Genomic DNA, 24,520 nt, shown 5'->3' on the forward strand with positions numbered 1-24,520 from the left:
CTCCGACGACCGACCCGACGGATCCGCCGACGACGGATCCCACGGACCCGCCGACGACCGACCCGACCGATCCTCCGACGACCGACCCGACGGATCCGCCGACGACGGATCCCACGGACCCGCCGACCACGGACCCGACCGGTCCTCCGACGACCGACCCGGGCACCGACCCGACCACCAAGCCGTCCCCGGATCCGACCTCGGGTAGCGGCGGCTCCGACAAGGGCGACTCGGGCAAGGGCGGTTCCGACAAGGGCAGCTCGCACGACTCGCCCAAGGGCGGCACCACCGAGCAGATCAGCGCCAGCGACACCGTCACGCCCGCCGGGAGCCTCGCGCACACCGGTGCCGACGGGAACACGGCACTGGCCCTGACCGCCGGCGGCCTGCTCGCCGCGGGCCTGGCGACCGTGGGCGCCGTCGGCTACGGCAAGCGCCGCACCGAGCGCCGCACCGCCGACCAGTCCTGACGGCACCACGCCGGGGCGCCTTGCCGCGCCCCGGCCCCGGCGGCCCGCGCACTGGCGGGCCGCCGGGCCAACCCACGACTCCTGAAAGGACCTTGAAGGCCATGGCCGCACTCAAGCGCTTCGCCACCGTCGCCCTGTCCGTCTCCCTGCTCGCCGGGGGCGCCGCAGCCCTCGCACCGACCGCGTCGGCCGCCAGCAGCGACTGCTCCACCTACGACCAGAGCGCCGAAGTCGACGGGAACGGCATCAACTTCCGCTCCGGACCGTCGACGTCGTACAAGTCCAAGGGCCTCGTCTACAACGCGGACCAGCTGGCCCTCTACTGCAAGAGCGGCTCCTGGTACAAGGCCAAGCTCAAGAAGCGGTCCAAGGGCGGGCTGCCGGCCGGCACGTACGGCTGGATCCGCCAGGACATGATCAAGTTCCACCTCGCCGGATAGTCCCGGCTCCTCCCCGGCCGCCGCGCTCCTACGCGGCGGCCGGGGGCAGCCCCCTGGACCCCGTGCGCACCCCTTCGCCGCGGGGTCGCGGGCCCCCTCACCCCCACGCCCTGCGAAAGGCGCCCCCGTCATGACCACGCTGACCCCTGCCGCCACCGGGCTCACCGCACTTCTCGCCCACCGGCAACGACCGGCCCTCGGCGCGTTCCTGCCCGCCGGCTTCCCCAACTGGACGGCCGGGATCGAGGCCCTGCGCGCGTTCACCCGCCACGGCGCCGACTTCCTCGAAGTCGGCGTCCCGCACCACACCCCCAGCCTCGACGGCCCGGACATCGCCGCCGCCTACACCCAGGCCCTGGGCCAGGGCGCACGCATGGCCCACGTCTTCTCCACCATCCGCCTCGCCGCCTCCAGCACCGCCGTCCCCGTGGTCGCCATGAGCTACTGGGCCCCCGTCCTCGACTTCGGCGTGACCCGCTTCGCCCAGGACCTCGCCCAGGCCGGGGCCGCCGGCGCGATGATCCCTGACCTTCCCGTCGCCGAGGCCGGCGAGTGGACCGATGCCGCCCGGAAAGCCGGACTGCACACCCCGCAGTTCGCGCCGCGCAGCGCCGGCGACGATCAGCTGGCCGCCATCACCGCGGCCGCCTCCGGCTGGATCTACGCCCCGGCAGCCGCCGCCCCCACCGGCTACCAGGGAGACCTCGACCTGCCCGCGCTCGACGCCTTCACCACCCGGCTGCGGTCGTACACCTCCCTGCCCGTGGTCGGCGGCATCGGCATCTCCACCCCGCAACGCGCCGGCCAGGTCGCCCCGTACGTCGACGGCGTCGTGATCGGCTCCCCGCTGGTCCGGCCGCTGCTCGAGGGTCCCGTCGGCCTCGACGGCGCCGTGGAGCAGGTCAGGGCCTTCGCCCACGCCCTGCACACGCCTGCCCGTCCCCACCCGCTCTCTGCGTGATCATCAAGGGGCGCCGCTGCCGCGGCGCCCACCCGCATCAAGAAGAGGTACCGCCGAGTTGAACCTCACCACCCGCCGGACGGCGCTGGCCGGCCTCGTCCTGGCCGCCACGCTCACCGGCTGCTCCGCCCTCGCCGACCCGAGCGCCGGCGACAACGCGAAGGCGCCCGCCGCAGGTCCGGCGGCGGCCGGCACCGCCCAGCACGCCCTGGCCCAGCTCACGGTCAAAGGCCCGGCCCCGATGACCGGATACGACCGCGAGGCCAAGTTCGGACCGGCCTGGTCGGACTCCACCACCGCGCCCGGGGCACAGAATTCGTGCGATACCCGAAACGACGTTCTCCGCCGCGACCTGCAGCACATCACCTTCAAGGGGTCCTCCCGGTGCGTGGTGGCCACCGGCACCCTCGCCGACCCCTACACCGGTAAGACCATCCACTTCGTGCGCGGCCCGCAGAGCGCCCAGGTCCAGATCGACCACGTCGTCGCGCTCGGCGCCAGCTGGCGCGTGGGTGCGGCCCAACTCACCCAGCAGCAGCGGTCGGCCCTCGGAAACGACCCGGAAAACCTGATTGCGGCCTCGGGACCGGCGAACGCCGCGAAGTCCGACAGTGACGCCGCCACCTGGCTGCCGGCCAACAAGAGCTTCCGCTGCACGTATGTCGCACGGCAGATCGCCGTCAAGGCCAAGTACCGGCTGTGGGTCACCCCGCCGGAGAAGGCGGCCATGACCCGCATCCTGGCCGGCTGTCCCGACCAGCCGCTGCCCACCGACTCCAGCAGTGGCGTCGTCCTGCCGGACCTGAAGTAACAAGGAGAGCCGTGCCCATGCACACCCAGAACCGCATCCCGCCGCGCCGGACCGAGGCAGCCGTACGCCGGCCCCGGCCCGCGCCGCTGTCCCCGCCGCCCGAATGGCAGGCCCAGCGCCTGTTCGTGGAGCCGCACTACCTCAGCCTGCCGGACGACGACCCCGACGACGCCTACGACGTCGCTGTCCCGGCCCCCACCCAGCCGCCGTCGTTCCGCCCGCGCCGCCCCTACCGGCCCTGACCGCCCCACTGAGGTCGCCGATCGTGGAGCCGCGCCACCCGGGCCCGGCTCCCTGGCCCCCCACGACGTCTGGAGCCTGACCGCGCCGCACCGACCTGGAGGATGCATGTCCCTCGACGTCCCGCCCAGACCCTCCCCGCCCGCGTACTGGTCCCCGCCCGGCGTCCCGCCGGTCCTCGCCGCCGTGAGCGAGGGGCGCCAGCCGCCACAGTCCGCCGGCCGCGGCTTCCGCCTCCTGCATGCCCTGCTGCGCCTGGGCGCCGAGGAGGAACACCAGCTCGCCGACATCGCCCGCGCCGCTGGTCTGCAGCCCTCGCACGCCTCCAAGCTCCTCAAGGCCGCCGGCCTGGAGCACCTCGTCGAGCCCGGCACCCGCCGCGGCGCCTACCGGCTCACCCGCGACGCCCGCGCGCTCGCCCCGGTGAGGACCGGAACGGACCTGACCACCCCGCCCGTCCAACGCATCATCGAGGACCTGCAGCAGGAGACCGGGCTCGCGGTGTCCTGGCACGAGCCGCACTTCCGCCCCGGCGTCGGCTTCCACCTCACCCTCATCGACCTGGCCTGTCCGCTCCCGCAGCTGCGCGCCGCGGCAGCCCAACACGAAGGCGACGCACGGACCAGCGCCGCCGGCCGCGCCGCGCTCGCCTACGCTCCCGCCGAACTCGCCGTCAGCGCCGACGACCGCCCGCTCACGCTGGCGCCCGCCGTGCGGGACACCATCCGCTCCACCCGCATCGCGCTGCGCCGATGTCCCGGCATCTGCACCCTGGCCACGCCCGTCCTGCGCGGGCAGAACCTGATCGCCGTCCTCAGCCTCACCGGAGCCGAGCCGCTCTTCCACGATCCGCTCAGGGCGCAGGAGTTCGCCGTCCTGCTGCGCCGGGCAGCCAGCCGTGCCACCGGCTCCTCCGGGGCTGCCCCCGCGCCCGCCCACCGCATCGCCTGACCGTTCTTTTGCCGAACCCGCCCGAAGGACACCCTGCCCATGGCCTCCCACCGCCTCCTCGCGAACGGCGCCGGCACCGACCACCCCGTCCCCGGCCTACCGTTCGCCGACGACACCCACCTCCCCGCCGGCCCCACCACCCCAGGGCCGGCCCGGCCCACCCGGATCACCGACCCGGACCGCCCCGACCTGATGTGGATCATCCACGCCCACCCGCACCTCGGCCGCACCGTGCTGCTGTACGAAGCCGGCCCCGACAGCGCCGGACCGTGGCACGGACACACCGCCCAGCCGCTGGTGACCCGGACCGGCGGCTACTGGTGGGACGGCACCAACTGGTTCCGACCGCCCCAGCTGTGGGACGCGGCCACCGGCGCCGTCGAGCAGCAGGCGGTGCCCGCCGCGGTTACCGTCACCGCCGCCGACCTCCTCCAGGACCCGCGGGCGGATGCCGGCGCAGGCCAGCTGCACCAGGTGGACGACCTCGGCACACCGAGCGACGCATGGCAGGGCGCGCCATGGCTGCATGACCTGGCGCGCTGGGCGGCCCACCGCGCCACAAGCCCCGACCGGCCGCCGCTGAACCGCTGCGTGCTCACGCTCACCGCGCCCGAGCTCGCCGGCGACCAACTGATCGGCACCCCCGCCCTGGCCGCGGCCGCCGCCATCAGCCCCTCGGCGCTGCGCGCCTACATCAGCCGCGGGCAGGGCGCCGTCCCCGAGCCCCAGGCCCTCGTCGGCAACCGCCCCATGTGGTCGCGGCCCGTCGCGGAGAACTGGGCCGCCCACCGGCGCCGCCCCGCCGCCGACCGCTGGCCGGCTCAGCGCGAGCGCCCGGTCCTGGCGGCGGGTGCCGAACCCATCCGCCAGCAGCTCACCCCGGTCCTGTACGCCGCCCTGTGGGAAGACCCCGAGCGCCGCGCACGGTGGGTGCTGCGCCACCGCACCGCGCACGCCGTCCGACAGGTGGCCGAGGACCTCGCACACCTCGCGGCGGACCGGCTGCAAGAGACCGTGCCCGCCCAGGCGCTCGCCGAGGTCCTCACCCAGGCCGCCATCGCCAACTTCGGCGCAGGGCAACCGCGTTCGGACGGCGTCGCACAGGTCCTGGGCTGGCTCACCCGGAATCACCCCCAGCTGGCCGAGCAGACGACCGCCACCGTCGCCGACCACGCCTCGCTGCAGTTCGGCACCCCGCACGACGACGCCGTCCGGCTCCTGACCGGAGCCGAGGAGGCCCGCCGCGCAGCGGCGTGATCCTGAGCTCCCCGGGGCAGCGGTGCACCCCGGACATGCTCCGCTTTTCAACCATGTCCGGGGTGCACCGGACCGGCCAACGCACCGCCGGCCTGCCCATACGTTCACCTCATCCCCGGACCTCGGGGAGTCGGCACCACCGAAGAGGAGAAGCTCATGCGCCCCTGCCGTAAGAGTTCCGTCCGTTCCGTTCGCTCCGTCCGCTTCGTGCGCCCGTAAGGCCCACGAGCAGCACCCCGAAGGCGGCCGCACCTCTGGTTCGGCCGCCTTCGGGCTGTCCGCCCCCTTCGTGACGACCGCAGGCCGCGCCTGCAGGGAGAGCTGCATGGCCACTCACACCTCCGCCACCACGGCCGTGCCGCCCGCCCGCACGGCGCACTCCGTCGTCTGGATCCTGATCACCAGCTCGCTCGTCGTGAAGGCCGGCGGGTTCAGCTGGGACTTCCTCGGCTACTACGTGGCCGACGGGACCGGACATGGGACCACCGCGGCCGGAGCCGCGCTCACCGCATTCGGGGTCGGCTGGTGCCTGGGCCAGGCCTCGGCCGGCGCGCTGACCGACCGGCTCGGCCAGCGCACCGCCCTGGTCACCCTGATGATCCTGTCCGCGCTCGCGTGCCTCGCGCTCGCCGTCGCCACCTCCCTGCCCGCGCTGCTCGGCGTCGCCGTCTGCCTGGGACTGACCATGGAGGCCCACCGGCCGGCCGTGTCGGCCTCCATCAACGAGGCGATCCCCAGCGAGGCCGGCCGCACACGCGCACAGACCTGGACGTACTTCGCCAGCAATGTGGGCATCGCGATCTGCGGAGGCGCGGGCGGATATCTCGCCCATACCTACGGCTACCGCATCCTGTTTATCGTCAACGCCGTCGTGTGCCTGGCCTTCGCGCTCGTCGCACGCCGGACCCTGGCCCCCAGGCCGCCCACCGCGGACACGCCGTCGGCCGGCTACCGACAGGTTCTGGCGGACCCCACCCTGCGCTGGATCACCGTGGTCGCCGTCTGCTCGATGGTCTGCGCCTGGGGGCTCGTCTCGGTCCTGCCGCTGCTGATGACCAACGACGCGCTCCCGGCGACGAGTTTCGGCATGGCGATGGTCGCCAACACCGTGGGCGTCCTCGCCCTGACCCCGCCCCTGATGCGCCTGCTCGTCGGCCGCGGCGAGGCCGTCCGGTTCCCGTTCGTGCCCGTCCTCGCCGCCGGCTCGGCCATCCTCGGCCTCGGCATCACCATCGCCGCGTTCCAGCACACGGTCCTGGGCTACGCGATCGCCGCCGTCGTCCTGGTCCCGGGCGAGGTCTGCTACAGCGTTGCCGTCGGCGCCTACATCTCCACCGCCGCCCCGCCCGGCGCCACCGGCCGCTACCAGGCCGTCATCAGCGGCGCGACCGCGCTCGCCTCCCTGCCGCCCCTCGGTATCGCGCTCGCCCTGGAGGCCGGCGGCCGCCCCCTGGTCGCCGGCCTCCTCGCCGCCAGCGCCGCTCTCGCCGTCACCGCCTGCTACCCCCTCGCCCGCTCCCTGCGCAGCCGCGCCACCACCCGCCTCGACGACAGGAGTTGACCATGACCGCGAAGTTCACCAACCTGCCCTGGCCCGCCCCCGTGCCGCCCGCGGTGCACCCGCGCGAGGAGACGCCGGAGTCCGAGGGGCCCGTGCCGGCCGCCGCGGACCCCGCACCGGTCGGACCGGACGCCACGGCGCCCTCTGCGGCATCCGGCTGAGCACGATGAGGACCTCGCGGACCAACGCCGGCGGCCCCGACCACATCTGTGGCCGGGGCCGCCGTCATGAACCGCCCCCTGGCCCCTCGTCAAGCCACCCCCGGCCGAATCCACCCGCACGGCGAAAGGCGCACCGATGCCCGACCACCTGGTGATCCACTGCCCCCGCTGCCCGAGCGACGAAGTCGAGGCCCAACTCGGCTCGCCAGAAGACCCGACGGCCGTCGCGGCCCTCGCCTGCCTGCTGTGCGGCCACCGCTGGCAGCCCACCGAGCTCCCGCACCTCCTCGCGCCCGACTACGACCAGGCATACGGCACGGCCCCCGCCCTGGCCGAAGAGGAACTCACCCTCGCCCTGTGGGTCGAGGGCATCAACGTGCGCGCCCAGGCGGCCGCGAGCGGCAACGGTCCCGGCGTCGACCACGGCGGCTACCGGCTCTTTTACCTGCGCCAGGCCGCCTACCTCGACCGGGCCGCCCACGCGATGGCCGTCGCCGCCCGCGGGCAGCTCATCGCCCAGCAGCCGGCCGACGACGCCGCGGACGCGGCCGTGATGGCCGCAGACCTGCTCCTGCACCTCGACCTCGAGCTCGACCAGGTCCACGTCGAAGGTCTGCTGGGGGCCGACTCGCCCCAGTGGCAGTCACCCGAGGGACTGCGCGGCTACGTACGCCAGGAGTACATCGCGTGGCAGGAGTGGGAGAGCGCCGCCCGCCGAAGCCGCAGAGACCCGTAGGGCCACCGGACGCCCAGCGGAACACCAGCCCGGAGCGCCTCTTCATTCGGCAGGGGGCTCCAGAACCCCCTGCCGGGCGCGGCGCGGCCCGCTCCTCACCGGGGCAGGTAGCAGCGGCAGGGAGCTCCGGACGGATGCGAATGGAACATCTCGTGCTTCGCCGCCCAGTCCATCGGCTGCGCCCCGGACTCCTGACGGTGACCGCACCGGCAGTAACTGCGGTCCAGCAAGGGGTTGTAGGTGACGTACGGGTGATCGCGCCTCGTGCACCACCCCACCGTCTCCGGCGCCACACTCATGATGGTGATCATGATGGTGATCATGATGGTGATCATGATGGTGATCATGATGGTGATCATGATGGTGATCTCCTCTGTTCTCAGGCCGCCGCGAGTGCAGGCACGTGCGCGACGCCCGAGGGCCGGATGACCGGAACGGTGCGGCTGCCGCGGGGGCGCCGGTGGCTGACGAGCGGCCGGATGGGCTCCCACCGAGGGCCGATGAGTCCCGTGAATTCGGTCCAGCGGCGCTCGAAAGACTCCCTGTTCTTGTCGTCGGCGCCGCTCGGCGCGGCCACCAGATACGCCTCCGCCGCGGGGTAGCCCTCGCCGCGGTCGAGGTAGTGCAGCCGCTTGATCATCGAGCGCTCGCCGTGGCGCAGCTGTACGCCGGTCTCGCGTCCCCAGCGCATCAGCGTGAACTCCGCGTCCAGGCGCGTGCCTTCCCACACCGTGCGCACCGACCGCCACGCCGGGCCCTTGACCGGGTTGCCGTGGCAGCCGTCGTCGAGGCCCGCGCACTGCGGGGTCAGTTCAATGCGCGTGCCGTCGGCGCCGGTCTCGAACACCGCGTGTTCCCGCCGGCAGGCCGCCGTCCGCTCGGTGCGGCACCACCAGCGCGGGCGGGTGCACCGGTCCCCGTGATGGCGGCGGCAGTCCTTCGTCCGGCCGGGCAGGTACAGGCGGCGCACCTCGTACAGGGAGAACGGGGACGCGTCCAGTCGCTCCTCGAAGGCGGTGAGCACCGCGTCGTTGCGCTCGTCCTCGGTGAGCTGCTGGTACAGCGAGCGCGTCCCGTACAACGACATCGGCTCATTGAGTGCCATCGAGGCGTACTCCATCGCCAGCGCCTCGGCGGCGAGGTCCGGGTGCTCGCGCAGCCGTGCCTCGTGCCGATCCCGCGACGCACAAACGCCACTGAACGGGCAAAAGGTGCAGTAGCTCTTCTGGATGGGCTCGCCGAGGCGCTGCAGGACGTACGCCTCCACCGCCGCCCGGTCCATCCCGGCCTCGATCAGCGGGTACGAGGGCTCGCAGATCACCCGGCCGGCCCGCTCGTTGAGCCGGTTCTGGATCTTGGTGTCCTTCTCCATCCGCTTCCGCTCCCCGGCGTGGTAGCCGATCACCCGGCGGAACGCGGTCTGGCCGAACTCGGCGACCGCCCAGTGATCAAGGCACCAGCCCTTAAAACGAATTGAGCAGGTCCTGCGCCCCGAAGCCATCTGGGGCACGGTGCCGCCGGTCACCAGCCAGTCCGACAGCCGCCACGGGCCGGCCTGATGGATGCGGCGGGTGGCGCGGGAGTCTTCGAGGACCAGGACCCCGTCGGAGTCGCTGAAGCCCATCCTCGCCACCTGCACTACGCGCACCCGGCGCTCGGCGAGCAGCGGGAGCACGAGCCGGTCCACGTACGACAGAGAGGTCGGCCACTCGTTGCCGGTGACGGCATGCAAAACGATCAAGTCGGACAGGTCCGGTTCGAGTCCGTAACGCACGGGGTCTTCGAGGTACATCAGCAAGATCGCGGTCGAGTCGGCGCCGAGCCCGTACGACAGCACCGTCATCGGCTTGACCGGCCGGGACGCGGGGCCACGGGGCGCGGGCAGGGTGAACAGGGCGGGTGGAGCGGAGGACACGGTGTTCCTTTGCGGGGTGGGGGCGGCGGTGCGCGGGAAGGGGCGCGGAGCGCGGTGCGGGTTACAGGCCCAGGGAGTGCAGGGCGGCACGCAGCAGTTCGCGGTCGGTTGGGTGGTCGTACATGACTCCTCAGCAGGGGAAGCGGGCGCGCAGGCGACGCGGCGGCGGGAGGGTCGTCCGGTCAGTGCGGGTGGGGCAGGTGGCGGTCGAGGTGGGCGGCCCAGGCGGTGAAGGCGGCCGGCGGGCAGAAGCCGGCGGCCACCATCAGCGCGTCCAGCTCGGCGGTGGTCACCAGGACCTGCGGCACGTCGGAGCCCGGCGTCAGCGGCGGCCGGAACCCCAGGGCCCCGGCGACGTCGCGGACGAACCACAGGACGTGGCCATCGCGCAGCCGTACCCGCAGGTGAGCGGAGTCGTAGACGAGGGTCGCGGTGCGGGTGCGCCCGACGTGCCGCCGTCCGGTGGACGCCGGGCGCGGGGCGGGCACCGCGACCGTGCGGCTGGTCACGAGACTGTGACGTCGCCGGTGCGCAGGTCGATGCGGAGGCGTTCGCCGCCGCACAGGCGCTCAGTGCCGGACAGGTCGGCCAGGAGCCCGCTCACATCGTCGAAGTCCAGGTCGACGATGCTGCGCGTGCCGTCGAGATGGCGGACCTGACCGGTGGTCTCCCAGAACCACCCGTTCTCCCACTCGCAGGTGCCGAAGACGACGCCGACCACCGGCCAGCGCGAGTCGGTCTCCCGGTCCGCGACCACCTCACGGGTGCGGTGGCGCAGCGCGTCGACCAACCGGCGGCCGTAGTGCGCGCGCTGCCGCTCCACGCAGGCGGTCTCGATGTCGTACAGCTGCGCGGCGGTGAGGGTGTCCAGGAGCCGGCCGAGCTCGGCGTCGAAGTCGGTGGTGCCGACGAGCGGGGCAAGACCGGTGGGAGAGGGGGACACGAGCAAGGGGCTGCCTTTCGCAAGGGGGCAGGGGGACGGCTGGTCAGCCGTGTGCGGAGCGGGCACGCATGCGGGCCTTGATCTGCTGCGTGGTGGGCGGGGTCCACTGGTGCCATCGGGCGTCGGTGGTCCACCGCTGCATGTGCTCGCGGCGGGTGATGCCGCAGTGCCGACAGGCACTCGGCTCGGTGATCGTCATGGGGCTCGGGTTTCGCGTCGGGGCCGGCTCAGGCGGCGAGGGCCAGGCGCTGCAGGTAGGTGGTCGCCGCCTCTTCGCCGAGGTGGTGGCGAATCGCGTCGCCCCGGCGCCAGGTGATCGGGCCCTCGGTGGCCTCCAGGCGGGAGGCCTCGGCGACGACCTCGGCGAGGCTGAACTTGTTCTTGAAGCGGTGCCCGATCCGGTCCTCGAGGTCGGTGTACGTCGTCGGGGTCTCAAGGCCCAGCACCCAGCACAGCCGGACGGCGCGCACGAGGACGTCGAAGGACGCCAGGATGCAGAAGATGCAGCTCAGGCGGGGGATGAGGGTGTCGTACACCGGGTGGTAGTCGAGGGTGTTGTCGACGATCTCCTGCCAGATGTCCTGCTCGGAGAGGTGGAACACCGGGTGCCATGTCAGTACGAGACGGCGGCCGTTGCTGGCCCGGTGGTCGATGGCGAGCTCGTGCTTCTTGCGGCGGGAGGGCGACTCGTCGGCCCGGATTCCCAGGCAGTTGACGATCAGTGCCTGCTCGTCGAGGCCGAGCTCGTCGACGATCTGCGTGAACAGCTTGGCGGCCTCGTCGCGCTTCAACGTCGAGGTGCACAGCCTGTTCTGGGCGTCGGGCCACATGCCGCGCTTCTCCACCATGCCGAGGAATCCGACGGGCGCCTTGACCACCACGAACCGCAGCCCGTACCGCTCGGCCTGCTGCCGGGCGAGATCACGAACTCCGGGCCATTCTGCGTCCTGGCCGATATCGGCGTGGACGACCACGACCTTGTCCAGGCAGCCGGTGGCCTTCGCCCACCGCACCACCCGGTCGAGCGCCACGACGCTGTCCTTGCCAGCCGAAGACTGCACGAGAAGCGCCGAGGCCGCCCGGATCAATTCCTCGGGCATCGCGGCGAGTTCCGACAGCAGTGCGACCTCGGCTGTGAGCCGGGCGCCCTTGCGGCGAGGCCGGCCCGCGCTGGTCAGCTTCCGGGTACGGGCGAGTTCCTCCCCCAGGCGGGCGTCGGCCCGCTCGCTCGCGGTGAAGGCGCGCCGCCACCGGGCGCCGGTGGTGGCGACCTGCGCGGCGCGCGTCTCGTACGCGCTCTCGGCGTCGGCCAGGGCCTTCACCGCGTCCTCGAGGTCATGGCTGGGGGCGGTGCGCACAGCACTGCGGCACCGGCGCCGTGCGGCGGCCGCCTCCTTACGGTGCAGCCGGGCCCGGTGCTCGGCGCGCTCGGCGGCGCGGCAGGTGCTCTCGGCGCTGGCCGAGAGGCGGATGAGGTCGAGCAGATGCAGACGGGTGGTCAGGTCCATGGCGGCAGGTCCCCGGAGTGGAAGTGGGCGGTGGACGTCAGGCGGCGGCGAAGGCCGCGTCGTCCCGGTCGGTGAGCCAGGCAGTGAAGGCGGCCGCCATGCGGGCGCTCTCCTCTTCGAGACCGAGGCCGTTGGGCAGGTGCTTCTCGACGGCCTCGTCGGCGCCGTAGGAGATCAGGGCGGTCCACGGCTTGTTGTGCATCCAGGCCGGGTGCCGGGCGCTGTAGGTGTAGTGGCCGGGGTTCCAGACCTCACGGAAGAAGCGCGCCTCGACGTCCCCGAGCCGGTAGACGACGCGGGTGTCGCCGACGCTGTCGCTCTCCACGTCGACGGTGATCCCCTTCGCGGCGAACGCGGCGACCAGGTAGTCACCGGCCGGGGTGCCGTCGACCTCGGGCAGAGCCACCAGGCGCCGCCCGAGGTTGCTGATGTAGGTGAACTGCTCCTGGTTGCCGTCCTGTTCACCGCGCCGGGTGAGGCGGCACGCCAGGCCCTCACGGATGAGCGAGTCGAGGATCTGCTGCTGCACCGGCTTTTCGATGCGGCCGGGCTCGATGGAGACGAGGACACTGAGCAGGGCGTCGGCCTTGCCGACGCTCAGCAGCGCGAAGCGGCCCTCCGGGGTGAGCTCGTGGCGGGCCTGCAGAGGCTCGGCATCGCTAGTGGGGGTGCTCTTGAGCCAGCCGCGCTCGCGCATCAGATTCAGTGAGCGCAGGGGGACGCCCAGCGGCAGCAGCCCGTCGTCGGCGCGCAGCGCCGCGAGGAGCCAGGTGCGCTGACGGGAGGTCGGCGCCGGGGCGTTGGGGTCAGCGGCCAGGAACGTGGACATCTCGATCTCCAGTGGTCAGCGATACAGGGCGACGCGCAGGTGCTCGCCGGGCTCGGCACGCCCGAGCGCGTCAAGGGCCTCTTCCACGGATTCGTCGAAGTCGTGGAGCTCGGTACGCGGGCCGTAGTGGAGGGTCGCGCCGTCACTGCGCCAGTCGTTGGCGAAGTCCTTCGTGAACGTCACCGCGTCCGGCAGCTGCTCGCCCTGGTCGGCGAAGTACGTCTTCAGCAGGGGGCGCAGGTCAGCGAAGTCGTCCGGGTGCGCGGACGGGGGGATGCGGTCGGTAACGCGGCGGCCGTCGCGCTGACGGCCGCACCCCTCGCACAGTTCCTGTGCGGCGGTGTTGTCGAAGCGGCAGTCGCCGCCCTTGCACTGCCAGAGCAGGCCGGCCGCGCGGAAGACCTCGCGGACGGTCTCCTCCTGCTGCTCGTTCGCTGCCCGGAGTGCCTTCTCGATCACGGTGTCGGAAATGGGTGTCCTCCTGGGGTCGCGTACGAGCAGCAGCCGGAGCCACTCCCTGTTGACCCTTCTAAGTTTACTCGCGCATCGGCTCTAGATCAAGTTAAAAGGGTCATCGGAGGTGTGGGGAATGCCCGGGGCGTTATGCGGGAGCTGGCCGTGCGGTGCGGGCGCCGGCGCGGTGCGCAGCAGCCGGTCAGCTGGCGTCGATGGTCTCGCCGGGCCGGAGGAAGCGGCCCGTGTCGATGAAGTGCTGGCGGGATGCGGAGGATTCGGTGTCGTAGTCGCCGAACCGTCCGAACGTGGTGTCGCACCCGCAGGTGCACGCCGGCATGGTCTCGCCGAGCCCGCTGCGGGTGAGATGGCAGCCGCCGCACTGCTCCTCGGTGCCGGGGTTCTCGAACGCGCAGGCGCAGAGCCAGGTGCCGCACGTGTCGCACAGGCCACCGTCCTCGGCCTGGTCCGTGGTGAGCGCGGTGTTGCAGTTGTCGCACCATCCGGCGGGCCAGGTGAAGCCGAGGGTGTCCAGTCCCGAGGTGATTTCCATGTACGCGTCGGCGCCAGACTGGTTCTGGTCGGCGATGTGGACGAGCACGATCCGGGTCGCGGCCACCGGGTTGGGGACGCGGGAGTGGCGGGCGGCCCGGTCGGCCAGGAAGATCAGAGCGCGCGCGGTGCGGTCGTGGAGCGCGGCGGCGGTGCGGGAGACGAGCGGGGTGAGAGGCAAGGGAGCTCCAGAGGTCGGGGTCGCGGTGGTACGCGGCCTAGGCGGGCCGCTAGCCGGGTGGAGCGCACGGGTCCTCCAGAGGTGAAGTGGGCGGTGGAGAGCGGTGGTTGGTGCCGGACGCCGTGGCGGCCGCAGCTGCGGCCGCCACGCTGGCGTCACGAGGCGTGGGCGTCCTGCGGGGCGGTGGCCTGCAGGGAACGGCCGCGACGGGTGATGTAGTCGTCCATGCGGACGAGGGTCACACCGTCGTCGTCGGCCAGCAGGACGTCCTCAAGGAAGCGCCCGCGGACGGTGTCCCGCAGCAGGCCGAGTCCGGCATGGGTCGCCTCGGGGTGGCGTGCCTGCGCGATGAGTTCGGTGACCGGCACCGGCGGGGCGGACGGCTCGCCGTCCTCCAGCCAGTCCCGCACCCGGACGGCGAACTCGGCCCCGGGCTTGGTGACGACCGCGCCGGACAGGTCCGCGGAGAGCGCCTTGAGCACGACGAGCGTGTTGTCGGAGTCCATCGCGCCGACGAAGTTGAACTCGTACTCCGCGCCGTCGCGGTGCTCGGGCTTGCCGCCGAACCGGCGCATCGCGTGGCGGCCCTGCTCATCGGCCTCCAGGTGGTACTCCGTCTTCGACCTCAAGGTGGCGATGACGTGACCGGGATAGGCGAACAGGGCGTCCCACATCCGGCGTTCACGCGGCCGGACCTCGCTCCAGCCGGACTTGTTGCCGCCTGCGCCGCGCTTGGTCGCGTCATCGACCTGTTCGAGGACCCCGCCGTTGCCGGACCAGAACAGCGTGTACGGGTCGACGATCACGGTCGCGTAGCCCCGGGCCGCACATTCGGCCAGGACGGCGATGAGTGCCTCCGGCGAGCAGTACGTCAGGGGTGGGCAGAGGTCGAAGTCGAACCGGTCGGCGTACTTGGAGGCGTGTCCGTGGACCGCCTCGATGACCGCGGTGGTGGGGCCGAGCGCGGAGGCCAGCTCCAGCGCGGTGTACGTCTTGCCCGATCCGCTCGGCCCCATCAGCGCGATACGCCCGGGGAGCCGGGTCTTGACAGCGGGGCCGAACGGGAACTGCGGGTGGAGCGGGCGAGCGGTGGGGTTGGGGGTTTCCTGTGGGTGCGTCATGGTGTCCGTCAAGAGCCCTCCGGGAACACCTCGGTGGATTCAGGGGCCGGCTCGACAGGGTCCAGGACGGGGCGCAACGACGCCCCGAGGGCTGGAGCCGACACCCTCTGACGCTATTAAGTTTACCACAGGTACATTAGAGAACGGGCAGGTCGGGGTGTATTTCACTCCTCTCTGGAGGGCTGATCCTGGTCGGCTTGACCGGCTTGCTTCGCTGCTTGCCGGGCGTAGTAGTTGGTGCCGGGCAGGACTCGGTAGGGCTGGCCTGTGGATGTGTAGCCGTCCGGCGCGACGGTGCGGCTGGCGTACCGCTCGGCCTTTCGCTCTTCGGCGCCGGCTTTCCACGCTTCCAGGGTCTCCGCGAACCAGTACGGGCGCTCGAGCTCGTCGATCCCGTCGGGTTCGGGCGCGCGGCCGTGGGTCTTGGAGGAGGTGAAGCTGTTCTCGGAGCCGAAGCCGGCCATCTCCCAGGCGTGGGGCACGTAGTACCGGTAGCGGCCCCCGGTCTGCCGATCCACCTTGAAGGGCTTCTCCCCGGAGTCCGGATCCGGCTGCTTGGCGCGGCGGGGGTCGATGGTCGGACGGGTCGGCGCCCACTTCCCCTTCCCCGCTCGCCGCTCCATCGGGCTCTCGTCCGCATTCATGTAGCCGACGGCCTTGAGGAAGGCGACGACCACTTCGCGCGGGTAGAGCGGCGGCGCGTCACCGCTTCCTTCCGGCGCCTCCCCTTCCGGCACCTCGCCCTCCAGGCCCTCGGCCTCTCGAGCGTTGGCCTCCAGCGCCTTGGCGACTAGGCGCAGCGGCGGTAGCCCGCCGCTCTTTCGCGGCACCGTGTGCCATTTCTGCGCGGCTGTCCGGCCCACGCCGGCTAGCCTCGCGATCTCGCTCAGGTTGAGCAGTTCGTCCTTGCGGGCCATTACCGGCTCCTTGTCGCTTAAAAGTAAATTCATGGCCGATGGTACGGCAAATTTTCAGGGTCAGGTACTGGGCGGTGCGGCGCGGCGCTGTCCAGCCGGCGGGGACGCCGAAGGCCCCGGGACGAGATCCCAGGGCCAAGGACAGATGAGGCGGGGGCGTCCGGGGCGCAGTGCCGAGTCCTCCGCCGCCGGGTCCGGTGGTCAGCTGAAGGCGAGGTCGCCGCATCCGCAGCCGGTGTGCCGGCAGGGCAGCCGGACGCCGTTGACCAGGCGGGAGGCGTGGGTGACGGCCGAGTGTCCGCACGCGCACGCGGCGCCCAGTGCGGCCCCGGCGGCCTCGCGCCGCCGACATCGCTCGGCGAGCGCCCCGGTGATGTCCCGCTCGGCTTGCGCCTCCGCGAGCGCGGCCTGCAGCCCGGCCGCATCCAGCACGCCCTTCATCTGCGTGATGTCCACCTTGGCCAGCGCCAGTGCCAGGTCCCGGTCCGCGCCGGTGCGGGCAAGGAGCAGCTGCAGGGCCGCGACTTGCGCGCCCGCCGCCCGGGAGGCGCCGGCGTAGGTCGCGTGGAGAGTCGAGTTGCTCATCGTTCATCCCGTTCGTCGCTCGGGCGCGGAGGGCGGCCGCGCACCCGGATGAGGTGGAAGACCAGGCGGGCCGGCCGCGCAACGGCGGCCGGCGTCCCCGGTGTGGATCAGTGCCGGACCGGCTGGCGGGCGACGAGCCAGGGGACGAACTCGTGCGTGATGCCGTCGTAGAGCTCCTCGTCGGTGATGTGCTCGGGCTCGTCGGCCTGGAACAGCGAGACGTGGTCGTCCTTGAGCCCCAGGACATCGAGGGTGCGCAGGAAGTCGACCTTCTTGCCGAAGGCGACGAAGGCGATGAACGCCTCAATGGCCTCGAACTCGCCCTCGCCGACGATCTCGCGCAGGACGGCGATCACCGCGGACCGGTCGTCCGGGTTGCCGTCGGTCTGGAAGACGATCAGCGCGGGCACGGTCGCCCCGGACTCCTGGTGCTGCTGCAGGACGGCCCGGATAGCCGTCGCGTAGTAGGTGCGGCCCATGTGCCCGAGCCGGTTGTGAGCCTCCTCGATCCGGCCGGCGTAGTCGTCCACGCTCACCGTGAACGTGGCGTCGATGCCGGTGGAGAAGAACGTCACCGGCACCGAGCCGTCGTCGTCCAAGTTCCGTGCCAGGCCCAGGATCCGCTCGGCGAGGTACTGGACGGTGCCGTCGCTGTAGTACGGGCGCATGGACCCCGAGCGGTCCAGGACGAGGTAGACCGCCGCCCGCTGCCCGGCAAGACCGAACTTACGCAGACTGTGCGACGCCTTCTGGGTCAGACCCTCCATCGTCGAGCGGACCGGCACAGGGGCCGGCGAGGCAGCAGCGGAGGGCGAACCAGCGAAGAGCTTCTTGAACATGGAGATTCCTGTCATCGGGCCGTGACGGCCGTGGAGTTGATCTAGGTACGGTGCGCGGAGCGGCCTGTGGACAGAGTCCGGACGCCCGGCGGCACCTACGGGCGCGGGATGCCGCTGCGGCGCGAGGGCCGGTACAGGTCGGCGAAGAAGGCCAGCTGCTGGCCGATCCCCAGGCCCTTGAGGGGGCGCTCGAGCGCGGGCCAGGTCGTGGCGGCGAGGTCCGCGTAGGACCGGCCGGCGAAGACCGTCACCTGCGCGGCGCTCACGCCGAGGAAGTGGGCCTGGCGGGCCAGCACGTGCGGGGACACCGTGCCGCTCTGGCCGGCGCGCAGGTCGTAGTGCAGGATCCGGTCCTCATCGCGCAGCAGCCCGAACTTGGCCGACAGCGTCAGGACCTGCGCGGAGCCGTCCGCAGCCGCGGCGGCCGCGGCCTTGCGGGCCGCGACGTGGTACGGACCCACGTACATCTCGGCGGCCGGGGCGGCAGGCACCTCGGCCTTGCCCATCGAGCAGGGCACCAGCAGGACCTGCGGCAGCGGCTCCCGCCGGGCCCGGCTGCGGCCGGCCCCGGTGATGCCGTACTGCGGCGCCCGCGTCAGGGGACCGAGCCGGGCGTCGACGCCCGCAGTGATCGCCTCGACCAGGCCCAGCTCGGCGAGCTGGCGGACCTGCGGAGCGGGCACGCACGGAGGAACATGGCCCTCGCCATGCACGGCGGCGGCATGAAGACCCGAACGCTGGTGCACGCTGAGCGGCATCTCACGGGCCGCCGCCCGCTGCGATGACGCAGGTACGGGGCGGGTCACGTGCGGCGCCCCTCGTCGATCACGGTGAGCGGCATGGGCAGGCCGTAGTGGTGGGCCAGCGACTCGATCGCGTGCCGGTGGCTGTCGTAGCCGCGCCCCACCTCAATGCCCGAGGCGTCGGTCAGGATCAGAGTCGACGTCGGAGAAGCGCCGTGCGAGGCGAGGACCACAGCGCCCGACGCGGTCCGGGCCCGGTACCCGTCGAACGCCACCTCGCTGCGGAACGCATCCAGCGGGCCGACGCGGCGCAGCCGTGCGGTGCACTGCGGCTCGTCAGGAACCACCGCGGCCGCTGACACGCAGTACCGGTTGCGGCGCAGGGCGGTGAACTCCGCGGAGTTCAGGGCGGCTTCGATGTGGTCCAGGGCTGCGTCCCACTGCCGGCGCGCGGCGGTGCCGGCCCTCGGCAGGGTGAGGCTGTGGTTCTGGATCCAGATGGCCTGGACTCGCCAGCCGTCGGCGCTGAGGAAGTAGCCGGTCCCGGAGGCATCGTCGGCATCCAGGTCGCGCAGTTCGCTGCGGTCGGCCAGGAGCGTGCGGGCGAGGCGGATGTCCCACCGTTCCGCGTGGGCGAGGGGCGTGTACGCATGTGTGGCGGGCCGGAAGGGGGCAGGCGGGGGCAGGGTCTTCTCCAGGGAGTTCGGGGGCCGGGGCGGCAGGACCAGCAGCCAGCTGGGAAATGTCCCGCCGCCCCGGGATCAGGGGGCCAGGAGGTGCAGTGGGCAGCTTCCCGGGCGGCCGTGAGGTGTCACCCGGTGGGCGGGGCACCCCACCGGGTGACCCGTATAACGTTACGCATGAGGGGGTTATGCGTCAATCTTTAAGGGTCATTCGGGGTGTGGGGGAGCGCGCCTTCCGTCGTCGGGCGCGCAAAGTCGACCACCGTGATCTCCCACAGGGCGATGGCCGCGCTCCCGGCTCCGGCGCCCCCGGGCGGCCGCGCCGAGCCCGCAGCCGTCTCGCGCAGCCAGTGCAGCCGGCAGCGGACGTCATCGGCGCTCAGCGGCCCGGCCGCCAGGCCCTCCATCTCGTAGAAGTGCGCGACCAGGCGCCCGCCCACAGGGGCCGCCGCCTGCCGGGACGGCTGACCGCGGTCCGGCAGGTCCTCCTCGCCGATGGCGCGCCACGAGGTCTCGCGGACGTGCTCGGTCAGGGCGATCCGCGACACCCAGGGACGCTCCCGCGCGAGCCGCGTGTGCTCCCGGGCCAGTTCGGGGGAGTCGAGGCGGTGGCTGGTGTACTCGTGGACCTCGGTGTCGCCGGACCGGCGATAGACCGACACCGTCCACGTCACCCGCCGGTCCGCGCGCGCGGGGCCCTCCGGCTTCGCCGGGATGCTGAACCAGTCGATGGATGAGCACCTCCTCGTGCGGTGTGCGACGGCGGAGCTGGCCAGGGCGGCGGTCATCAGGCCGGTACCCGGCGGGCCGGCGCGGCGGGCAACCGCATCCCGCCGGCCTCGGATTCCCCGGCGGGCGGCGCCTGTTCGGGGGCGGTGCACCAGGAGCACCGCACCTGCCGCCATGAAGCGGAGGGCTGCTCGATGACCGGGTCGCGGGTCAGCCGGGTGCAGCTTCCGCAGGTGAACCAGCCCAGCCTGTTGAGTCCCTGTTCGGTGATCGCGTAGCGGGCGGACGCGCTCGTCCGTGTCGCATAGCCGCGCTCCACGAGCGTGTTCAGTACGCGCACGGTGTACGCGACGGTATGCAGCCGCCAGGCGCTGTCGGTGCTCCAGGTGCCGCCGTTGAGGCGGGCGAGCGCGCTGAGGGCGGTGAGCTGGTGGCGGCCGAGCGGGCGGGCCAAGGGGTCTCCAGGTTTCGAACTCCCGGTGATGCGCGGACTGCCCGCCCATCACGTTGACCCTTTTAGTTTGACGCATAACCCTGCTGTGAGTAAAGTTAATAGCGTCAACGGGTTGATGGTTCGACCTGGAAGGCACCGCTCGACGGTGCCCAACTACGGCAGGGGGCACCGGTGGCCACGCACGCAGGGAACACCGAAGACACGCACAGCACCGACGAGCAGGTCTTCACGGCCGACGTCGTCGCCCTGCACGCCACGGACCGCTCGCCGTGCCCCCTCAGCGGAGCGGGAGAGCACCGCCACTACCAGGGCCGCCCGCTCCACCCGGACTGCGCCGCCCGCGGCGGCCGCGACGGGTACGGCTTCCTGTGCAGCTGCGGAGCCCTGCACGCCACGGGCAGCAAGCTCGCCGCCATTGAGGCCAAGGCCCGCCACCTCGCCCTCCACCGGGGCGACCTCCTGGTCCACCGCGTCGTCCGCGACAGCGACGGCCCCCTCGTGATCACGGAGCTCCAGACCTTGAACCGCTGACCAGCGGCCACCCCACCCCCGGGCCTTCGCCGCGGCCGTCAACCGCATCGAGGACCCGACGAGCCCGGCCACTGACCGCCACGGAGCGGGCGGCCGCTGTCCACAGGCCCCCTGGCGGACAGTCGTCCCGCCGCCCGCGCCCCGCCAACTCCCCTGCACACGACAGAAAGTGAGAGCTGCCCCGATGTCTCCCGCCGCTCGCCCGGTCACCATCACCGTCACCGCCGTCACCGCCGCGATCCTGCTGACGGCCTGCACCTCCAGCACCCCCAAGCCGCTGGAGCACGGCACCGTGAAGAAGAAGGACCACGATGCGGCGCGGCCCTCCACCCCGATCTACGAGGACCGCTACCGCGAGACGAACTGCCGCACCGTCACCACCAACGCGCTGACCCTCACCGGCATCAGCCGTCCCTCCACCGGCGGCTCCGGCAGCCGCTCCACCACCAGCGGAGGCAGCGGAGGCGGAGGCGTGTCGAAGGTGAAGCCGGGCTCGCCGAACAAGCTGGGCAAGGACAGCTCGAGCGGATCCAACGGCAGCGCCAGCGGAGGGAAGCGGAGCTCCCGCCGGGTCTGCGACCGCCAGTACCTCGGGCGGGTACAGACCGGGGTGCAGCAGCACCCGGCAGTGTGGAAGGTCCTGATCGTCAAGGACAAGCGCTCCAACTGGAAGGAGGTCACCGAACCGAAGTGGCGCAAGATCAAGGTCGGCGACCAGATCTGACCCGCCCAGCGTGCCCGGCGACCGGCCACGGCGTGCTCCGTGCGCTGTCCACAGGGGCGGGCGCGGTCGCCGGACTCTGTCCACAGGGGCCCTGGCACACGGTGATCGTGTCCTGATCTCTCACAGGACACCGCAGGTCGGCATTCACACGCTCGGCCGGCGGCAGGCACCTCGTGAAAGGCCCCCGGCCCATGGCAGCCACGTCCACGACCGCGACCTGGATACTCACCCTCATCGGCAACCTCATGTGCCTTTTCCTCGGTGTCCAGGCATTCCGGTTCTGGCTCGCCAAGGACTGGCCGCGCGTGTGCACGGCCCTGCTCGGGGTGATGGTCTTGTCGACCCTCGTGTTCAACCCGAGGCTCCCCGCGGAGCTGGCGGCCAAGCTGCGGGCGCTTGTCGCCAAGGACCTCGAAGCCGAGCCCAGCCCCTCGGAGCACGGCGCGGGCGCCTCGGACGGTCCGCAGCACACGGACAGCAGCCCGCCGTGGGGGACGATCGCGGCCGTCGTCGGCGCCATCGCGGCCGTCGTCGTGCTCCTGCTCCTTGCCGGCGCGCTCTCCGCCTACCTGCACCGCCGACGCGAGCGCGCCCAAGCGCACCTGCGCCGCACCAGCGAACTCGCGCAACGGCGCGCCGAGTTGGAAGCCCGTCACGACGCAGTACGGGAGGCGTACGGCGACTTCGAGATGAACCTGCTCGACAACCTCCACCGCCTGGCCCTGGCCGACGTGAACGTCCCCCAGACCGCGCGCCTCATCGACGCCCTCGACGCCGCGCGTGATGCCCGCATCTCCACCGCCCCGGAAGCCCTCAACGCCTACCGCAAAGCCATCACCGCCCTCGACGTCGCCTGGAAGAGCGCGGACCATCACGCCCGGACGACCGGGGCCCGCTACCTCCCGCCCGCCGAGCGCCGCAACATCGAACAGGCCCAGGCCGCCCTCGCCGTCGCCCTCGACGAGCGCGGCTACGCCCCCCAGCGCCAGATCGCCCTGCGCCGCGCACTGACCCTGATCGAGAGCGTCATCCCCGTCCCCAAGGAAGCGATCGCCGCCCTGGAGATGAACACCCGGCCCGCACTGGCCAAGAACTGATCCGCCCGACGCCGCTGTCAGACCCGACTGGTACAAGGAACTGCGAGGCCAGAAACCGGCGCAGCACCGCGGATGCCGCCCAACCCGCCGCCACATCACCGTGAAGGGGATCCGACACCGTGCCGCCCACGCACCACCCATCCCGCCTGACCCGGGCCACTGACCTGGCGCGCGCCGAGCAGGTCCTCACCACCCTCGCACTGCAGGCCCCGGACGGGGACGCCACGCGCGGCATCCTGCGCGAGCACTCCTGGCGCAGCCTCCTCCTGCGGTCCGCGCTGCGCACCGTCGCGACAGGCGGCGAACTCCACGCGGCGATCCACCGCGGCGGATGGCAAGCCCGAGACAGCCGCGAGGCCCACTACCAGCAGTTCTTCCGCACCGAGGCAAGAATGCTGCGCCTGCTCAAAGCCGCCGCGCTCGTACGCCGCCCACACGGTCCCCGCGGCGAACTGCGCACCCGCAGCCAGCTCCTGGAGCAGGCGAGCAAGATCGAAAATGCTTCCGTGGCGCAGGGCTTCTTCGCCAGCGAGACCGACGAGGAAGCCGCACTCGGCTGCGTACGGATCGGCCTGGGCCTGGTCCACCACCTCGTCAGCGGCGCCCCGCTCCCCGCGAACTGCTCCACCGGCCTCGACTGGCAGTAGGCCTACGCCTTCACCGACATCCGAGCGCCCCGCCAGCCTCCTGCCCACCCACGCACCGACGTTAGGACTCCTCGTGAGCTACATCCGCTTTCAGGACCCCCACGGCTCCGCCCACCTCAACGGCCCCGAGCGCCCCCACCTCCTCAACCTGATGCACGAACACGCCCGCCGGGTGCTCTTCGACTCCCCGGACTCCGGCGAGCGGGCATACGCCCTGTTCGACCTGCTGCCCGAGGACCATGAGCTGAGGGAAATCCGTCTCGGCGGCCAGGTGAGCCCGTACCGCTGGCTGGGCGTGTACGCCCGCTCGCTGCACAACGTCATCTTCGACGATCCGATCGTCGACTACCGCGGCCACCAGGTCCGACCCCTGACCCTGCTCCTCAACACCGCGATGGACAGCGGCACCGAGCCGCTACGCCTCGCCGCCCGCCTGATGGGCCAGTGCGAGATCAACACCTGGGTCGACGGCCCCGACCGCCGCTGGCTGGCCGACGTCATCACCCAGGGCCTGGCCTCGGGCGACTTCCGCCCGGAGTGCGGCTGGCACGACGTCCAGCGCCTCCTGCTCGAACGCGACGACCACCCCGTCGTCGTCTCCTGGAGCGATCCCTTCCCCACCTGGTGGGACGCCCGCCTGCGGACACCCGCCGGCGAGTTCCTGGACGACGAGGAGGCCGAGCGGACCTGGGAGACGCTCCCCACGGCCGAGCAGTGGACGCACGGCCTGCAGGCGCTGCGCGCCCGAACGGCTGAGCTCCTTCAAATGACCCCCGACTGGGCCGGCTACCGATTCGGCTCCACCGTGAGCCTGGGCGACCTGCTGGCCCCGGACCACACCCGCCGCCTGGACCAGGCCTTCGAGCTGACCCGCTGACCCGTCCCCATACCCCCTGACAGGAGCCACCTGTGAGTGCCAGCGTCTACCTCGACCGCACCGCCCTCAAGAACGCCGTCCTGACCCTGCTCATCCCGTCGGACGGCTCCCAGCCCCACCCGACGGTCTTCGCCACCGGCACCGAGATCAACGGCGAGGCCGCCAACCCGGCGAGCCTGAGCCGGGTTCACGAACGTGCAGAGCAGCGCGCCGAGGACACCCATATCGACGCTGAAACCGAGGCCGACGACGAGGATCTCCAGGACGAACTCGCGGAACTCTTCGGCGTCGATACCGGCGAAGACGGCAGGGCGCTCATCGAGACGGCGGATCCCGAGGCCGACCGGGAGACCGCACACGAGATCATCAAGGCACTCGCCGCCGCCTACCCGCTGCCGCAGTCCTTGCGGGACGACCTCCCGCTCGCGCCCTGACCGTCCCCCCGGCCGGCCGTCGACACCGTCGGCGAAGGAAAGCAGACCCTGCACTCCCAGCCCCGAGGCGGCGCCAAGCCGGCGCCCCACCGCTCGCGGCGGGTGGGCCAGGAACCTGGACGTTCGGAACACAAAACGAACTGACCCCGGGGGCTGCACATCTCGCGAGA

32 protein-coding genes and 1 pseudogene are annotated in these 24,520 nt (G+C 72.2%); 16 read left to right on the plus strand and 17 right to left on the minus strand.

Features of this window, described 5'->3' with window-relative positions; genetic code table 11:
- The 10 genes and pseudogenes from ACFWP7_RS39680 to ACFWP7_RS39725 form a co-directional block, all read left to right on the plus strand.
- Positions 1 to 470, plus strand: a pseudogene (locus ACFWP7_RS39680) (hypothetical protein); the annotation flags it as partial.
- A 101-nt stretch (positions 471 to 571) separates the two neighbouring features.
- A complete protein-coding gene (locus ACFWP7_RS39685; protein WP_328973545.1) occupies positions 572 to 910 on the plus strand; it encodes an SH3 domain-containing protein in 339 nt (112 codons plus the stop codon).
- A 130-nt stretch (positions 911 to 1,040) separates the two neighbouring features.
- Positions 1,041 to 1,871 (plus strand): tryptophan synthase subunit alpha, encoded by an 831-nt coding sequence (gene trpA, locus ACFWP7_RS39690; RefSeq protein WP_384392496.1) that lies wholly within the window; start codon positions 1,041 to 1,043, stop codon positions 1,869 to 1,871.
- Between the two features lie 58 nt (positions 1,872 to 1,929).
- Positions 1,930 to 2,682 carry an HNH endonuclease family protein gene (locus ACFWP7_RS39695; RefSeq protein ID WP_384392499.1) on the plus strand — a complete coding sequence of 251 codons (753 nt, stop codon included), beginning with the start codon at positions 1,930 to 1,932 and terminating at the stop codon, positions 2,680 to 2,682.
- Positions 2,683 to 2,699: 17 nt separating this feature from the next.
- Positions 2,700 to 2,924 (plus strand): hypothetical protein, encoded by a 225-nt coding sequence (locus tag ACFWP7_RS39700; RefSeq protein WP_384392502.1) that lies wholly within the window; start codon positions 2,700 to 2,702, stop codon positions 2,922 to 2,924.
- Between the two features lie 106 nt (positions 2,925 to 3,030).
- Positions 3,031 to 3,873 carry a hypothetical protein gene (locus ACFWP7_RS39705; RefSeq protein ID WP_384392505.1) on the plus strand — a complete coding sequence of 281 codons (843 nt, stop codon included), beginning with the start codon at positions 3,031 to 3,033 and terminating at the stop codon, positions 3,871 to 3,873.
- Positions 3,874 to 3,912: 39 nt separating this feature from the next.
- Complete coding sequence (locus ACFWP7_RS39710) at positions 3,913 to 5,130, plus strand: hypothetical protein (protein WP_384392508.1); 1,218 nt, start codon at positions 3,913 to 3,915, stop codon at positions 5,128 to 5,130.
- A gap of 325 nt (positions 5,131 to 5,455) precedes the next feature.
- Positions 5,456 to 6,691 (plus strand): MFS transporter, encoded by a 1,236-nt coding sequence (locus ACFWP7_RS39715; protein ID WP_384392510.1) that lies wholly within the window; start codon positions 5,456 to 5,458, stop codon positions 6,689 to 6,691.
- Positions 6,692 to 6,693: 2 nt separating this feature from the next.
- Positions 6,694 to 6,852, plus strand: a complete 159-nt coding sequence (locus tag ACFWP7_RS39720; protein WP_384392513.1) for a hypothetical protein — start codon at positions 6,694 to 6,696, stop codon at positions 6,850 to 6,852.
- Between the two features lie 136 nt (positions 6,853 to 6,988).
- Complete coding sequence (locus tag ACFWP7_RS39725) at positions 6,989 to 7,588, plus strand: hypothetical protein (RefSeq protein WP_384392515.1); 600 nt, start codon at positions 6,989 to 6,991, stop codon at positions 7,586 to 7,588.
- A 95-nt stretch (positions 7,589 to 7,683) separates the two neighbouring features.
- On the opposite strand, the gene ACFWP7_RS39730 is transcribed toward ACFWP7_RS39725, so the two are convergent.
- The 17 genes from ACFWP7_RS39730 to ACFWP7_RS39810 form a co-directional block, all read right to left on the minus strand.
- On the minus strand, positions 7,684 to 7,947 hold the full coding sequence (locus ACFWP7_RS39730) for a hypothetical protein (RefSeq protein ID WP_384392518.1): 264 nt from the start codon (positions 7,945 to 7,947) through the stop codon (positions 7,684 to 7,686).
- 20 nt (positions 7,948 to 7,967) lie between these two features.
- Complete coding sequence (locus ACFWP7_RS39735; RefSeq protein ID WP_384392521.1) at positions 7,968 to 9,503, minus strand: hypothetical protein; 1,536 nt, start codon at positions 9,501 to 9,503, stop codon at positions 7,968 to 7,970.
- A 182-nt stretch (positions 9,504 to 9,685) separates the two neighbouring features.
- Positions 9,686 to 10,012: a hypothetical protein gene (locus ACFWP7_RS39740; RefSeq protein WP_384392524.1), complete on the minus strand. Its 327-nt coding sequence runs from the start codon at positions 10,010 to 10,012 to the stop codon at positions 9,686 to 9,688.
- On the minus strand, positions 10,009 to 10,446 hold the full coding sequence (locus ACFWP7_RS39745; RefSeq protein WP_384392526.1) for a hypothetical protein: 438 nt from the start codon (positions 10,444 to 10,446) through the stop codon (positions 10,009 to 10,011). Before ACFWP7_RS39745 ends, ACFWP7_RS39740 begins: the two co-directional genes overlap by 4 nt.
- A 43-nt stretch (positions 10,447 to 10,489) precedes the next feature.
- On the minus strand, positions 10,490 to 10,645 hold the full coding sequence (locus ACFWP7_RS39750; protein WP_384392529.1) for a hypothetical protein: 156 nt from the start codon (positions 10,643 to 10,645) through the stop codon (positions 10,490 to 10,492).
- A gap of 28 nt (positions 10,646 to 10,673) precedes the next feature.
- Positions 10,674 to 11,954, minus strand: a complete 1,281-nt coding sequence (locus tag ACFWP7_RS39755) for a phosphoadenosine phosphosulfate reductase family protein (RefSeq protein WP_384392531.1) — start codon at positions 11,952 to 11,954, stop codon at positions 10,674 to 10,676.
- A 37-nt stretch (positions 11,955 to 11,991) separates the two neighbouring features.
- Positions 11,992 to 12,783, minus strand: a complete 792-nt coding sequence (locus tag ACFWP7_RS39760; RefSeq protein ID WP_384392534.1) for a hypothetical protein — start codon at positions 12,781 to 12,783, stop codon at positions 11,992 to 11,994.
- A gap of 15 nt (positions 12,784 to 12,798) precedes the next feature.
- Positions 12,799 to 13,242, minus strand: coding sequence for a hypothetical protein (locus ACFWP7_RS39765; protein WP_384392536.1), 444 nt, complete (start codon positions 13,240 to 13,242; stop codon positions 12,799 to 12,801).
- Positions 13,243 to 13,438: 196 nt separating this feature from the next.
- Positions 13,439 to 13,969, minus strand: coding sequence for a hypothetical protein (locus tag ACFWP7_RS39770; protein WP_384392539.1), 531 nt, complete (start codon positions 13,967 to 13,969; stop codon positions 13,439 to 13,441).
- A 155-nt stretch (positions 13,970 to 14,124) separates the two neighbouring features.
- The gene (locus ACFWP7_RS39775; RefSeq protein WP_384392541.1) at positions 14,125 to 15,102 is read right to left on the minus strand and encodes an AAA family ATPase; all 978 of its coding nucleotides are present in this window, start codon (positions 15,100 to 15,102) and stop codon (positions 14,125 to 14,127) included.
- A 152-nt stretch (positions 15,103 to 15,254) separates the two neighbouring features.
- Positions 15,255 to 16,007, minus strand: coding sequence for a hypothetical protein (locus ACFWP7_RS39780; protein WP_384392544.1), 753 nt, complete (start codon positions 16,005 to 16,007; stop codon positions 15,255 to 15,257).
- A gap of 201 nt (positions 16,008 to 16,208) precedes the next feature.
- On the minus strand, positions 16,209 to 16,592 hold the full coding sequence (locus ACFWP7_RS39785; protein ID WP_384392547.1) for a hypothetical protein: 384 nt from the start codon (positions 16,590 to 16,592) through the stop codon (positions 16,209 to 16,211).
- 107 nt (positions 16,593 to 16,699) lie between these two features.
- Positions 16,700 to 17,431: a VWA domain-containing protein gene (locus tag ACFWP7_RS39790; protein WP_384392549.1), complete on the minus strand. Its 732-nt coding sequence runs from the start codon at positions 17,429 to 17,431 to the stop codon at positions 16,700 to 16,702.
- A gap of 95 nt (positions 17,432 to 17,526) precedes the next feature.
- Positions 17,527 to 18,114: a DUF6884 domain-containing protein gene (locus ACFWP7_RS39795; RefSeq protein ID WP_384392552.1), complete on the minus strand. Its 588-nt coding sequence runs from the start codon at positions 18,112 to 18,114 to the stop codon at positions 17,527 to 17,529.
- Between the two features lie 119 nt (positions 18,115 to 18,233).
- On the minus strand, positions 18,234 to 18,536 hold the full coding sequence (locus tag ACFWP7_RS39800; RefSeq protein ID WP_384392555.1) for a hypothetical protein: 303 nt from the start codon (positions 18,534 to 18,536) through the stop codon (positions 18,234 to 18,236).
- 521 nt (positions 18,537 to 19,057) lie between these two features.
- Positions 19,058 to 19,645 (minus strand): hypothetical protein, encoded by a 588-nt coding sequence (locus ACFWP7_RS39805; RefSeq protein WP_384392558.1) that lies wholly within the window; start codon positions 19,643 to 19,645, stop codon positions 19,058 to 19,060.
- The gene (locus ACFWP7_RS39810; RefSeq protein ID WP_384392560.1) at positions 19,645 to 20,040 is read right to left on the minus strand and encodes a hypothetical protein; all 396 of its coding nucleotides are present in this window, start codon (positions 20,038 to 20,040) and stop codon (positions 19,645 to 19,647) included. Before ACFWP7_RS39810 ends, ACFWP7_RS39805 begins: the two co-directional genes overlap by 1 nt.
- Positions 20,041 to 20,211: 171 nt before the next feature.
- Between ACFWP7_RS39810 and ACFWP7_RS39815 the strand changes: the two genes are divergently transcribed.
- From ACFWP7_RS39815 to ACFWP7_RS39840, 6 genes are all read left to right on the plus strand, one after another.
- Entirely contained in the window at positions 20,212 to 20,571 is a 360-nt protein-coding gene (locus ACFWP7_RS39815; RefSeq protein ID WP_384392563.1) for a hypothetical protein, read from the plus strand.
- Between the two features lie 184 nt (positions 20,572 to 20,755).
- Entirely contained in the window at positions 20,756 to 21,295 is a 540-nt protein-coding gene (locus ACFWP7_RS39820; RefSeq protein WP_384392566.1) for a hypothetical protein, read from the plus strand.
- A gap of 191 nt (positions 21,296 to 21,486) precedes the next feature.
- Positions 21,487 to 22,392, plus strand: coding sequence for a hypothetical protein (locus ACFWP7_RS39825; RefSeq protein WP_384392568.1), 906 nt, complete (start codon positions 21,487 to 21,489; stop codon positions 22,390 to 22,392).
- Positions 22,393 to 22,511: 119 nt separating this feature from the next.
- Positions 22,512 to 23,039 (plus strand): hypothetical protein, encoded by a 528-nt coding sequence (locus ACFWP7_RS39830; RefSeq protein ID WP_384392570.1) that lies wholly within the window; start codon positions 22,512 to 22,514, stop codon positions 23,037 to 23,039.
- A gap of 73 nt (positions 23,040 to 23,112) precedes the next feature.
- Positions 23,113 to 23,916, plus strand: coding sequence for a hypothetical protein (locus tag ACFWP7_RS39835; protein ID WP_384392573.1), 804 nt, complete (start codon positions 23,113 to 23,115; stop codon positions 23,914 to 23,916).
- A 32-nt stretch (positions 23,917 to 23,948) separates the two neighbouring features.
- Positions 23,949 to 24,350, plus strand: a complete 402-nt coding sequence (locus ACFWP7_RS39840; protein WP_384392576.1) for a hypothetical protein — start codon at positions 23,949 to 23,951, stop codon at positions 24,348 to 24,350.
- The last annotated feature ends 170 nt before the right edge of the window (positions 24,351 to 24,520 follow it).

This window comes from Streptomyces sp. NPDC058470 (genome assembly GCF_042721055.1).
In the GTDB taxonomy this organism is placed as follows: domain Bacteria; phylum Actinomycetota; class Actinomycetes; order Streptomycetales; family Streptomycetaceae; genus Streptomyces.

Coding starts and splice junctions, on each gene's coding strand:
- ACFWP7_RS39750 (WP_384392529.1), bottom strand. CDS start 10,645: ATGACGATCACCGAGCCGAGTGCCTGTCGGCACTGCGGCATCACCCGC.
- ACFWP7_RS39705 (WP_384392505.1), top strand. CDS start 3,031: ATGTCCCTCGACGTCCCGCCCAGACCCTCCCCGCCCGCGTACTGGTCC.
- ACFWP7_RS39760 (WP_384392534.1), bottom strand. CDS start 12,783: ATGTCCACGTTCCTGGCCGCTGACCCCAACGCCCCGGCGCCGACCTCC.
- ACFWP7_RS39710 (WP_384392508.1), top strand. CDS start 3,913: ATGGCCTCCCACCGCCTCCTCGCGAACGGCGCCGGCACCGACCACCCC.
- ACFWP7_RS39805 (WP_384392558.1), bottom strand. CDS start 19,645: ATGACCGCCGCCCTGGCCAGCTCCGCCGTCGCACACCGCACGAGGAGG.
- ACFWP7_RS39780 (WP_384392544.1), bottom strand. CDS start 16,007: ATGGCCCGCAAGGACGAACTGCTCAACCTGAGCGAGATCGCGAGGCTA.
- ACFWP7_RS39715 (WP_384392510.1), top strand. CDS start 5,456: ATGGCCACTCACACCTCCGCCACCACGGCCGTGCCGCCCGCCCGCACG.
- ACFWP7_RS39785 (WP_384392547.1), bottom strand. CDS start 16,592: ATGAGCAACTCGACTCTCCACGCGACCTACGCCGGCGCCTCCCGGGCG.
- ACFWP7_RS39820 (WP_384392566.1), top strand. CDS start 20,756: ATGTCTCCCGCCGCTCGCCCGGTCACCATCACCGTCACCGCCGTCACC.
- trpA (WP_384392496.1), top strand. CDS start 1,041: ATGACCACGCTGACCCCTGCCGCCACCGGGCTCACCGCACTTCTCGCC.
- ACFWP7_RS39730 (WP_384392518.1), bottom strand. CDS start 7,947: ATGATCACCATCATGATCACCATCATGATCACCATCATGATCACCATC.
- ACFWP7_RS39700 (WP_384392502.1), top strand. CDS start 2,700: ATGCACACCCAGAACCGCATCCCGCCGCGCCGGACCGAGGCAGCCGTA.
- ACFWP7_RS39825 (WP_384392568.1), top strand. CDS start 21,487: ATGGCAGCCACGTCCACGACCGCGACCTGGATACTCACCCTCATCGGC.
- ACFWP7_RS39725 (WP_384392515.1), top strand. CDS start 6,989: ATGCCCGACCACCTGGTGATCCACTGCCCCCGCTGCCCGAGCGACGAA.
- ACFWP7_RS39755 (WP_384392531.1), bottom strand. CDS start 11,954: ATGGACCTGACCACCCGTCTGCATCTGCTCGACCTCATCCGCCTCTCG.
- ACFWP7_RS39685 (WP_328973545.1), top strand. CDS start 572: ATGGCCGCACTCAAGCGCTTCGCCACCGTCGCCCTGTCCGTCTCCCTG.
- ACFWP7_RS39790 (WP_384392549.1), bottom strand. CDS start 17,431: ATGTTCAAGAAGCTCTTCGCTGGTTCGCCCTCCGCTGCTGCCTCGCCG.
- ACFWP7_RS39720 (WP_384392513.1), top strand. CDS start 6,694: ATGACCGCGAAGTTCACCAACCTGCCCTGGCCCGCCCCCGTGCCGCCC.